Source organism: Chitinophaga sp. sic0106, assembly GCF_019219075.1.
Classification (GTDB): Bacteria; Bacteroidota; Bacteroidia; order Chitinophagales; family Chitinophagaceae; genus Chitinophaga.
Genome location: NZ_JAHUWJ010000015.1, coordinates 12575 through 24332, shown reverse-complemented (window position 1 = coordinate 24332; position 11758 = coordinate 12575). Strand labels below are relative to the sequence as shown.

10 protein-coding genes are annotated in these 11758 nt (G+C 44.7%); 3 read left to right on the top strand and 7 right to left on the bottom strand.

Features of this window, described 5'->3' with window-relative positions:
- Window positions 1–99 precede the first annotated feature (99 nt).
- Together KW844_RS20320 and KW844_RS20315 are read right to left on the bottom strand one after the other, a co-directional pair.
- Window positions 100–1584 carry a hypothetical protein gene (locus tag KW844_RS20320; RefSeq protein WP_218378621.1) on the bottom strand — a complete coding sequence of 495 codons (1485 nt, stop codon included), beginning with the start codon at window positions 1582–1584 and terminating at the stop codon, window positions 100–102.
- Window positions 1585–1687: 103 nt separating this feature from the next.
- Window positions 1688–3781 (bottom strand): hypothetical protein, encoded by a 2094-nt coding sequence (locus tag KW844_RS20315; RefSeq protein ID WP_218378620.1) that lies wholly within the window; start codon window positions 3779–3781, stop codon window positions 1688–1690.
- Window positions 3782–4062: 281 nt separating this feature from the next.
- On the opposite strand from KW844_RS20315, the gene KW844_RS20310 reads away from it, so the two are divergent.
- The 3 genes from KW844_RS20310 to KW844_RS20300 all read left to right on the top strand — a co-directional run bounded on the left by KW844_RS20310 (window position 4063) and on the right by KW844_RS20300 (window position 6419).
- The gene (locus KW844_RS20310; RefSeq protein WP_255578553.1) at window positions 4063–4764 is read left to right on the top strand and encodes a DUF1826 domain-containing protein; all 702 of its coding nucleotides are present in this window, start codon (window positions 4063–4065) and stop codon (window positions 4762–4764) included.
- 127 nt (window positions 4765–4891) lie between these two features.
- Window positions 4892–5488, top strand: a complete 597-nt coding sequence (locus KW844_RS20305; RefSeq protein ID WP_255578552.1) for a DUF6088 family protein — start codon at window positions 4892–4894, stop codon at window positions 5486–5488.
- Complete coding sequence (locus tag KW844_RS20300; protein WP_218378619.1) at window positions 5466–6419, top strand: nucleotidyl transferase AbiEii/AbiGii toxin family protein; 954 nt, start codon at window positions 5466–5468, stop codon at window positions 6417–6419. The genes KW844_RS20305 and KW844_RS20300 overlap by 23 nt, the downstream gene beginning before the upstream one ends.
- Before the next feature lie 23 nt (window positions 6420–6442).
- On the opposite strand, the gene KW844_RS20295 is transcribed toward KW844_RS20300, so the two are convergent.
- From KW844_RS20295 to KW844_RS20275, 5 genes are all read right to left on the bottom strand, one after another.
- Window positions 6443–7276 carry an AraC family transcriptional regulator gene (locus KW844_RS20295; protein ID WP_255578551.1) on the bottom strand — a complete coding sequence of 278 codons (834 nt, stop codon included), beginning with the start codon at window positions 7274–7276 and terminating at the stop codon, window positions 6443–6445.
- Between the two features lie 119 nt (window positions 7277–7395).
- The gene (locus KW844_RS20290; RefSeq protein WP_370626507.1) at window positions 7396–8043 is read right to left on the bottom strand and encodes a cytochrome c; all 648 of its coding nucleotides are present in this window, start codon (window positions 8041–8043) and stop codon (window positions 7396–7398) included.
- Window positions 8044–8045: 2 nt separating this feature from the next.
- The gene (locus KW844_RS20285; protein ID WP_218378617.1) at window positions 8046–8507 is read right to left on the bottom strand and encodes a (2Fe-2S)-binding protein; all 462 of its coding nucleotides are present in this window, start codon (window positions 8505–8507) and stop codon (window positions 8046–8048) included.
- A 24-nt stretch (window positions 8508–8531) separates the two neighbouring features.
- Complete coding sequence (locus KW844_RS20280) at window positions 8532–10817, bottom strand: xanthine dehydrogenase family protein molybdopterin-binding subunit (protein ID WP_218378616.1); 2286 nt, start codon at window positions 10815–10817, stop codon at window positions 8532–8534.
- Between the two features lie 293 nt (window positions 10818–11110).
- Window positions 11111–11743: a hypothetical protein gene (locus KW844_RS20275; protein WP_255578550.1), complete on the bottom strand. Its 633-nt coding sequence runs from the start codon at window positions 11741–11743 to the stop codon at window positions 11111–11113.
- Window positions 11744–11758 lie beyond the last annotated feature (15 nt).

Here is an 11758-nt window from a genome sequence, read left to right as displayed (position 1 = left end):
GAATTTTGACCAACGACAAAAAACGAGTGACGTCCTGCGGGAAACAGCAGCGCCTTACAGTTACAAACTGTAAAGCGCTGTAATATATTCAGTGGATGATCAAGGCTTTTTCTTCACCTTCATTTTGGCCTTTGCTGTGGGATATTGCGCAGCAGATATGGCAAAACTGAAATCCCCGAAAACGTTGTCGTTGACAGAATCCGCCGGGAATGGGGCAATGGTGCTGTACGTGTGGCAATTATAGCAGGTCAGCGTATTTTGCACATAACTCTCCATGGTGGTATTAGCCACTATATGCGCACCACTCAGCATAGCGGAGACATTAAGTGGAAATGGCGCCTGGATAGGAGTGGTTTTATCTGGTTGTAATGTCTGTGACCAGATCACATCTACCAGTTCATAATACTGGAATACCGACTGGGGATAGAACCGCCTGATATTGTTCTGCATACTGTCATTGATAGGAGAGGCATCCGCCTGGTCAATGGCATTTGTGCGGGTGATCTGAATGGGTACAGGAGCTGCCTGCGATAGATAGTAGGGAGGGGAGGTGTTAGGAGTACAACCCACCGTAGCAGTGCCGCCACCATTTAAGTTCACCTGCCGGCTGGTACAGCTTGCGTTGTAAAAATTATATCCATATGGAGGTGCGGGTCTGCTTTTATCGGGCACATTATCGATCTGTTCAAAGGTAGCCCATACCCAGGTAGGTTGATTCTGTGTTTTGTGCAGGATGTGCAGGCCTACCAGCGCCACATTTGTTTCTCTTAAACGCCCGGTGGCAGAGTCATATACTGTGGCTTTGGACAATTTATAACGCTGCCATTTAGGGGAGCTGAGGTTGTCCACTTCCATCCAGGCGGCTTTTATTTCTATGGCACCTACCGGACCGTTGTACTGCCCTTGCGGGAAGTTAATAGGAACGCCGTTTTTCACGGAATCATGCTGGGTAACCGCGCTGTAATAGCCGTTTTTGATGACGAAATCATAATAGTCCTTATTCAGTTTGATTTCATACCATAGGTTGGTATTATTCTGCGCGCCGAGCCAGTTAGGTTTATTGGAGGGGGCTGCCTGATCAGGGTTTAAGCGGAAGTTGGAGTCCACTGCAAATTTGGTGGTGAATGTTAACAACTTGGTGTTAGTCATATTCATCACCAGGTTTTGTGTTTTAAACCTGGCGGCGTACTGAGGGGATACCAGGGTGCCCCAGGAAGAAGGACGTGCACCTCCTGGCTGAAACAGTACTTCCAGCGGCATGTACTTCTCCCAGCCTACCGGCGAAAAATCACCGGGTGCACCAAAAGATTTTGATTCATCAATGGGCCAGTTCAGGGTGATAAATTCCTGCCAGGCAAAGCAGTCCGCCTGGGATTGATTATTGAATGCCGGCAGGTCGCCGGGTACTTTGTTATTGAAGTTAATCACCACATTATACAGTGGGGTGCTGGCGTAGCAGTTGCAGCTGTTTGTGGCAGGTGGCTGCTTGCTGCTGCCGTTATCCGGCTTGAATGCCGTAATGATAAACTGGCTGCTGAATAAGACTGCACAAGTGATGAGTAGGATAGATAAGGATCTTTTCATTTTTTCAAGATTTGAATGAAACAGGGCTCATATATAGAGAGGCACATATAGGAAACATGTGCCTCTCCGGTTTATAGATCTGATGTTGGTATGATGCTGTTGATTAGCTCACCTCCACTGTAACGGTAACAGCGCCTATGTTATCTGAAAGTCCGGCGCCGTATTGTTTGTTCAGGTCATCGTTGATACAGAGTTGCAGCTCCCCGTTGAGATTCGCAGGAACGATAGCTCCCAGTCCAATCATGAAAATGCTGTTGCCTACTCTGCCTACGAGTGCGCCGATATTTTGTCCGGCCATTGGATAGCCCGGAGGTGCCGGGAAGAAGGTAGGGTTACCTGCCGCATTATACAACTGGCCGCCATTATCAGCCGGGTTAGCGGTCCATAAGCCACCGGTGTAATTAACGGTAGTTTTACTGTTGGAATTGACAATAATGCCGGTGTTCTGCCAGGCAATAGTGGCCTGACAAGTAACCGGTGTTACTGTCAGCAGTGCAGGCATGGCTACTGACTGAGCCTGGCCTGTATTGGTAACATACACACCATGTTCGCCTGGTTTGGCTTTGTTGTTGACCGCAACAGTGACGTATAAGGCTGTATAGGTGCTTGGCTGGCTATTACCGGGTACTGCATAGGCGATGTTCTCTTTTACCGCAGTAACCGTGGCGGTGATGTTAGGATCGTCAAACGTAACCGCCGGATATGTGGCCGGCTGATTGGCCTTAGCCGTGCAGGTATCGGTCACTACTACCATCTTAGCGCCGGTAGTACCCAGGTTAGCGATAGCAGGGATATAGGTACTGTTACTTAGTAATGGAATCGGATTATTTGACGGATTGGGAACTTTGATACCGTATAATGTATCAAAATAGTCCTGGTAGAATAATTGAACTGGTTGAGCGAAGGTATTGCCAGGAGCGGTATTGCCCACCGGTGCATATCCCTGTGGAGTGGTACCTGCGTAGGCACTGGCCACAATCTGCATTTTGAAGGTGAGGGCCATCTGAGATCCCCAGTCGATAGGTGTGCCTGAAATCGTAATATCGCTAACGGTGTAATTTTTACTGGCTGGTACTTCATACACTGCATGCAGAATGAAATTACCTGGCAATTGTTTTCCTGACTGATCTTTCAGGGTTTTGCTGCCGCGCTTGATGGTCCAGAACGTAGACGCATCGGTACCATCAGGGGTTTTGTAATTGGTGAAATCGGGCATTTGAATATAGAGGCCCGGAGGATCTGCCAGCGTAACTACGTTGCCTGCGGTAACGAAATTATTCACGGTGCCGCCAATGTTAGGGTCGCTGTTGCGATAACGTTGCCCGAACTGACCTACACAAATCAGGTTATTGAAATCCGCCGATGGCCACATGGTATTGGTGGTAGCCGGTGGAGGGGGTGGATTGAAGCGTTGCACGGTGGAGGTAGTGGCCAGGCCAATTTCTGTTTGAATGGTGTTAGGCGTGCTGGTCAGGTGAATAGCACCACCGGTGGTAGGACTGGATACCGGCCCGCTGTTCCATTTATTCAATGGATTATATACTGGCAGGTTGGTAATCGGATCAACGATGCCGGGGATAGACAAATCCTGTAAGGTAATCTGTGGTTTGTCCAATATAGATTGATACAATGCAAGCACCTGGTTGGGATCAACGGACCACAGGGTGTTCCAGTATTCCGGGTTTTCGCAGGTAAAGTCGATGCGGGTAATTTTTCCGGCGGCGTTCCTGGTAACGGCCCATTCGCAGTACTCATCCTGCCAGCCTCTGGGGCCATAAGGGAAGTAGGCCACATTTTGACCGGTGCCGCATGGATCGTTGTTGATTTGTCCGGGCATTACACCAGTATCCGCCATTTGATACTGCTGTTGCAGTTGTTGAGGGGTGGTGGCGGGGAAATTGTACTGGATTCTGCCGGGAAAGGCAAACCATTGAATGTTGGCCGCACTGCTGGCCGGGTTGTTGTCGATAGGGTTGTAATAGTTGGTGGGTGCCGGGGTGTTGATGGTATTCCATGGATTGTTCAACATACCTTGCTGGGTGAATCCATTGAGGTGGTTACTCCATCGACTGTTCATCATAGTTTGTTTTGCAGGATCGCCAGCGAAATCCTGAATGTCTGCCGGTGTACGGAACTGAAATCCCGACTTGGTGGCAGCGGCTTTCTTGTCTGAGGCTACTTTTTCTACGCTTTCCATTTGGATTTGGTTTTACATGGTTATTTAAAATTGTGCGAGTATTTGAGGAGTAGTGAGGGCATTCGGATAGTTTGAGGGTATATATCAGAGGGGCCCATTTGTAGATGCAAAGGTAGCGGATCAGCATATTCAACAATCAGTGAAAACACCCTTTTTGAAAAGGGGGAATTTTAGTATATTTCGAAGATAAGGAAGCGCATATGCGCTTCCTCATTTCATTTATGGGGGTTGTGGGTGTATACTTATGATGGCTTTTTAAATTTCTGCCATAACTTGCAGCTATGATGAAAGAGCTATCACATGCTGAGCACCAGATTCAATACGTTAATAATTTTCATGACCTGGTGGCTACGCCATTCCATGGAGCGGTAAATGCTATTTGCTGGAAACGAAATCTGACTGGTGATTTTGCAGAGATTATAGAAAAGATACCGCTTGATGGAAATATCACAGAAATTGATGAGGAAGAATTGCTTGCCTTGCAGTTGACGGCGCAAGGGCAGCTGGCGCGTGAAGCGTTGCTGAGTGACTGGAAGGCCTTGGAAGCCTACGGTGCATTGCCCAGTCTGAATGTGATTAAATACTATGAGCAGGATGATACCCATCCGTTTTTCCCTACCGATGTTTATTCTTTTCACGTAGATCGTTCGCCGATACCAACAGCCACTTTTTTGTGCACTTACTATGGTGAGGCCAGTGATATCTTGCCCAACTCACAAGCCCAACAAAAAATATTAATTCCTGAAATACGCGAGGAGTTGTTTAAACTGTATGGTGGGCCAGCGGATGGCTTTGAGTTATTTTTGAGCGACAATTTTTATGACCTGCATTATCAGGCTGCCCCTGATGCAAGCACTGTAAATTTAGGGCTTGGTAATTTGTGGAGGCTTGGGGTGGATCATCCTGGAAGTCAGGTTTTGCCGTGTGTGCATCGTGCGCCGAAGGAGAAAAGTGGGGAGAAGAGGTTGTTGATGATTTGTTGAGAGGAGTTTTTTATTATATTTCTTATTGTAATTATTTATTGAAAATCAATCGTTTGTTTACTTATTCTGCATGAAATAGAAATTGAATTTCCTTCAGAATCCTTTAATTTCGTATCTTTGAATTCTTATGTCAAAGAGATCCCTTGCAAAGCATTTAAAACGTGGTGAGGTTTACCGCCGTCAAGACCTTGAGAAGTTCTCGAGCTCAATTGATCGTGAACTAAAACAGCTTGTGGATGACGGGGTTCTTGAAAAATTATACAGAGGTTTATATTACTATCCTAAGATTTCTGCGTTTGGAAAAACCCCACCAGATGAAGCACTTTTGGTGCAAAGATTTCTGGATGATACAAGATTTTTGCTGACGACTCCAAACAACTACAATATGCTGGGCGTGGGCACTACCCAAATGTATAATTCCCGAGTTGTATATAATCATAAGCAACATGGTGACATTGAACTCGGTGGCAAGCTATTTATATTTAAAGTAAAGCATCATTTTCCAAAGAAATTAACCGAAGAGTTTTTACTCATTGATCTGGTTAATAATCTTGATACTTTAGCTGAGGATAAAGAAGTCGTTTTGGAAAATGTTTTTGAAAAAGTAGCAACTAAAGATGCCGCAAAAATGAGAAGAGAACTTTCTCTTTATGGTAATGTAAAAACACAAAAGTTACTTAAATCAGTTCTTGGATTATCTCATGGCTCCAAACTATCTGCATAAACACAAAGATTTTAAAGACCTGCTCCTTATTGTTTCTGAAAGTGAGAAAGTCGAACCAGCTCTTGTTGAAAAGGATTACTGGATTATGCATGTACTTCACGGTTTAAAGCAACTTGGTTTTGATTTTGAACTCAAAGGAGGGACAAGTCTTTCAAAAGGATATAAAATTATTCATAGGTTTTCAGAAGATATCGATATACATATCAAACCTCCCGCCGACCAGCGAGTACAGGAAGATCCCAGTAAAGTGAAGGAGGAGCATATCCGTTCACGGAAAATGTTCTATGATTGGCTGGCAAATGAGATTAAGATCGATGGGATTGTTAAAGTTGAGCGAGATGAATTTTTTGATGATTCTAAATATAGAAGCGGTGGTATTCGCCTTTTCTATGATAGTTTGTTTGATCAGGTGGTTGGTTTAAAACAAGGGATTTTACTGGAAGCAGGTTTCGATGTGGTTACTCCCAACCGTGAACTGACTATTAGTTCCTGGGCACTGGATTACGTCAGGGATAACACGAATGTTGCAGTGATTGATAATTGCGCATATGGAATTAAATGCTATCATCCGGGTTATACCTTCGTAGAAAAACTTCAGACTGTGGCTACTAAATTTAGACAGGAAATGACTAGCGGTAAGGAGCGGCCTAATTATATGCGTCAGTATTATGATCTGTATTGTCTTTTAGAGGATGCTGAAGTCACAGCATTTATTACCACAGAAGCCTACCTGGCACATAAGAAAGACCGTTTTCCGCCTTTAGATTTTAGTATCCCGGTAAAAGTAAATCAGGCATTTTTACTCGATGATGCCGATATACGTAATCGTTTCGAGCAACGGTATATCGGAACGATGCGACTGTATTATAAAGGGCAACCTAATTTTGACGAGATACTTGCCAGACTCAGGGAGTTTATAGATATTTTATGAGTCCTGATAACCCAAAAATCATTTTAGTTCATTTGTTTATATTGGTTAGGTGTCACGCCTACACGGCTTTTGAATAAACGTATAAAGTGTTGGGGATACTTAAAACCAAGCTCAAAAGCTATTTCATTGATTGTTTTTTCACTTTGGTAAATGGACTGCTTGGCAATGGAAATAATTTTGTTCTGAATATATTCCTGCGCAGTTGTACCTGTTTCTTTTTTAATAAGATCCCCAAAGTATTTTGAGGATAAATGCAGCTCGCTGGCAAAGTAGGCAACAGTTGGCAGGCCTAAGGAAGCAGGATTGTCGGAAGAAAAATAAGCATTAAGCAATGTTTCAAATTTTCCCAGGATACCTTTATTGACGTCTTCCCTGGTGATAAATTGGCGGTCATAGAACCTGTCGCAATAATTCAGCAATAGTTCGATGCTTGCGGCTATTACTTTCTTGCTATGCTTATCTACAGGTTGTCGTATTTCTGTTGCTATTTTTGAGAAAAGATCCAATACCATTTCACGCTCGTTGGGAGATAGGTGCAGGGCTTCATTGGTTTGATAACTAAAATAGTTATGTTCGGCTATTTGTTTGCCAAGATTGGTACCTAATAACATATCAGGATGGAATGCCAGGCCATGACCAGCGGGTTGATAATAATCAACCTTATTTTCAACATCGATAATCTGCCCTGGTGAAATAAACACCAAGGTGCCTGCCTGGTAGTCATAATATTCCCGGCCATATTTAAGATCTCCACATTTTACCTCTTTTAGGAAAATGCAATACAGCTCGAAATACATTTTTGATCCCGTCCTTTCATTCGCTTTGGAAAAGTCTATTACACTCACCAGCGGATGCATTGTTTCATGATTATTGAACGAATTGTAATCGTCAATTGTTCTGAAAACATGTTCCTTTCCCATATTGTACTCTTTTTAGTTAATTGCTCTCCCTAAATTATTTTTTACCCGGTCTGTTATTATTTGCCAGGAGCATATCCACCTTTGTTAATCCATTCATCCCACGCAGCTACAAACTCCTTATATGCTATTGGGGGTGGTTTACGGCCATCTCCCATATTCCAACCAGCTTTAACCAGGGTGTCGCGGGCATGTGCGATCAATTGTGCTTTGTTTTTATGCCCGTTCCTCTTATAGTCCATTATTTGTAAAGCAAGTTCCCTGGCCGATTTTCCCTGGAAAACCATTTTCATGTCTTCAGGAGGTAACGCCCAATTAGGATTGCCTGGTGGCGTACCTACACCTGGCGAATTAGTAGCCTGGTGACAGTTGGCACACTTCATAGCATATACACCTTTGCCGTCTTTTCCCCGAATAGGTGACATCGTATGGAGGTGACTATCATCGCCCTGTAATGGGATGTTTCCGGCAGGGTGACAATTCATACACCTTGGACTCTTCAATACCTTGTACACCTTGCCAAATGCAGCTACGGATGCGATGCTGTCAGGGCGATTTGTTGCTGTCTTTCTTATTTGTTTGTCATAATTTAGACCATTAGCTGTCAACCCTATCACCAAGCCAGCCAGCGCGGCAATGATAAGGAACTTTGGATGTTGGAAGGCCAACTTTCTTACAGGTGCTTTTCCCATCAGTTTTGGTTTCACGGTTAGTCCTTATTTTGAATGGCAGCTGCCAGGTGTATGGCCTTACGTATGCGAAGGTAGGTGCCACAGCGACAAATATTTCCTTCCATAGCAAGTTCTATATCCCTGTCGGTGGGATTTTTATTCTCCTTTAGCAAAACTGCGGCTGACATAATCTGACCAGCCTGACAATATCCGCATTGTGAAACATCCAGTTCCAGCCATGCCTGCTGTAAAGGATGATCGTGGTTGGGTGATAGCCCTTCAATGGTTACAACTGACTGTCCGGCAGCCCTGCTTACTTTTGTAACACAGGATCTTACCGCCTCGCCATTAAGATGAACTACACAGGCTCCGCACTGTGCTACACCACAGCCGTATTTTGTTCCCACCAGCCCGATGACATCCCTCAATGCCCATAGCAGTGGCATGTTTGGATCAATGTCCAGCTCATAGTCTTTATTATTTATGTTTAATTTGATCATGGCAGAAAGATAATTAATGAAGGGTTAGCCTAATTTTTGTTTGATATTCAGCGTATTGCCAGGCTTAGGTATTTGCTCATAAAATGGCTGGTCATAATACCTCTTGTTGGTAGCTTTGAACAGTGCATTGGCAACCGCCCCAAAAACAGGAGGGAAGGGAGGTTCTCCTAATCCGGTAGGGTCGATGTCATTTTGAATAAAATGCACTTCGATCTTCTGTGGGGCTTCGCTATGCCTGATGATCCGGTAGTTGTTGAAATTATTTTGGACTGGTGCGCCTCCTTTATGACTTAGTCTGCCAAAAAATGCGTTTCCAATTCCATCTATAACAGCGCCTTCTACCATGTTGGTAGCGGCATCAGGATTAATAACAATCCCACAATCTATGGCGCTGAATACCCTCTCTACATAAGGGAAACCATTTTTCATTACAATATCCACCACATGCGCTGCATAGGAATTATGACAGAAGTAAGCAGCAACACCCCTGCTGTATTTCTTATTTTCCGGCTTACCCCATCCTGATTTATCTTTCACCAGTTTAAGAATGCCGGCATATCTGTCAGCGTCATATTCGTTGTTTTTGCCTACAGGGTTGTCTTTGGCCTTTTTCAGTAATTCCAGTCTCAGATCGATTGGATCTTTTCCCATAGCTGCTGCCAGTTCATCTAAAAATGACTGTTCTGCTGCCGCAATGAAATTTGATCTTGGAGCCCGGAATGCCCCAATTGTTATATTGGATGGGATGGACCAGCCTTCTGCCAGGTAGTTATCTATAGCTCCTGCCGGGAACCTGTTGGCGTGAACCGCATGTTCGGGAATTCCGCCTCCCTTAACATGAAATCCTATCAGGTTTTTGTTAGCATCAAGTGCAGCGCGGTAGGTAGCAGTATACATAGGCCGGTAAATGCCATAGGTCATATCATCTTCGCGGGAATAGACCAGGTGAACAGGGGCATTTATTCTTTTTGAAATCAGCGCTGCTTCTGAAAGGTAATGCCCGTAAGCTCTCCGGCCAAACCCTCCTCCCATGCGTGTCATCTGGATCTCAATCTTCTCCGGAGGTAAATTCAATAATTTAGAGAGGGTAGGTTCAATCCAGCCCGGTGCTTGTAAAGGGCCAGCGAGTAAGGCTTTTTCACTGGTTACATGTGCAAAGAAATTCATTGGCTCCATACAGTTATGAGCCAGGAATGGTGCTGTATAGGTACGTTCAATGACTTGTGCCGCATTTTTGAAAGCAGTTTCGGGATCACCATCTTTTCTTAGTTCCTGAGAAGGCTTCCTGGCATATTCCCTCATGTCAGCTAACTGCGTGGTTGTACTTTCCAGCGCACCAGGAACGATCACTTCCCGTTTACCATTCCTTCCGGCGATGAAGTCTTTACTATCGCCGGCTGCCGCCCATTGCACCACCAGCTTCTTGCGGGCATTCATCACTTCCCAGGTGGTTTTGCCCACCACTACCAACAAATCGTTAAACGTGCGGGTATCAAAGCCTCCCTGCTCAAAATCTTCAGCGTATAGCTGCAGTTTAAATACATCAGTGATCCCGGGCATTTGTAAAGCAGCAGCAGCGTCAAAGGATTGCAGCTTCATGCCAAATGCCGGCGGATGTTGGATCATTGCATACAACATTCCTTCCTGCCTGTAATCCAGGCCAAAGAGTGGTTTGCCGGAAACTACCTTTTCCCCTTCCACATTTTTCTGAGAATGGCGGACAATCTGAAAATCCTTCGCTTCTTTAAGTTTTACCTCCGTGGGTACAGGCAATGTGGCTGCTTTTGATGCGAGGCTGCCGTATGTAGCACTTCGGCCGCTTGTAGTATGGGTAATCAGGCCGTCTTTAGCCGAGAGTTCAGTGATGGGTACTCCCCAGGTTTGGGCTGCCGCCTGTAACAACATCTGCCGGGCTGCGGCGCCAGCCTCACGCAGTGGCTTCCAGTACATTCGTACTGAATTACTCCCCCCCGTAAACTGAGGCCCCAGCTTTATATTATCATGCGGTCCCATTTCTACTATGATCTTTTTCCAGTCGGCTTCCAGCTCTTCCGCCACGATCATGGGAAGGGATGTCATCACATTCTGGCCAAATTCCGGATTGGGATTCAGGATCTTTATTATGTTATCAGGAGTGATCTTTATATAGCCTGTCAACCCATGCCATTCGGCTGGCAGTGTATGCTCCGAAAGCGCTCCGGCCAACCCTGCCTTGGAAAGCCAGCTGAAACTGATCATCAGACCACCTCCGGCTAATAAGGTGGACTTTAAGAATGAACGTCTGCTTGTGGTTGATTTGGATTGGTTCATTATCAGCAGTTTATTTTAGAAATGATTAGCTACAGTGCGAACTTGCGACTACAACTTAATATTATTCTAAGGGTGTTTTGTATATATATTACTGAATTTACTACCAAAATTTCGGATGGGCTCCCACTTTGCCATTTATATCTCTCTTCAAAACCGATGTTAGTTAAAATTAATAAAGCCCGCAGAGATTTATCTGCGGGCTTTATAACAAATCATTGCTTGAAAGCTGCGGCGACGCTATGGTATACCATGATGGCAAGCGCCTGATTTTCCTTCAGGTTTCGATCCTCCATTCAGCATCCATCTTTATTAAATGCACGTTCATAAATTATCTTACCATCGCGGCTTACATAGTCGCCCGAAACAATTGGATAGGCATATTTAGGCGCATGTGATACGCTACGGCTTCTTATGGTTATCCTGTCATTAACTTGCAGGCTGTGCAAAGCGTCAAATTCACTCCTAAAGCTCAAAAAATTCTTGTCAGCCTTTTCCTGGCCGAAACTAAGAATATAGTCGTCACCGTTAATCCTGACCATAATCCCGAAACCTAGTCGTGAGCCTGGTGGGAGAGAAAGTGAGGTGACAACAGCCTCCATGTCAGTAAAAGTGTTGACGGATCTCATTATTTTAGTGGCCCCGGCAAGCACTTTTATACCTTCGGGAGAAGCTTCCCATTTTTTGTACTTTACTCCTGCAGGGGTAGCCTCCCATTTTTCCCGTTCGGCTTTCATTTCAGCAGCTGTAGGGCGTTTGGGAGTTGGTTTTTTGGATGTATCGCGGTTGGCAAATACTAGTCCGCTTGCGATCACCAACGGTAAGATCAGGGCATAGATAAATTTTGTCCTGTTGCTGGTCGGTTTAATTAGCTTAGATTTATCTCCTGATAATTCAGATCCGTTTAAGGCGTTTTTTTTATCTTTCATAGCTTAGAAAATTGA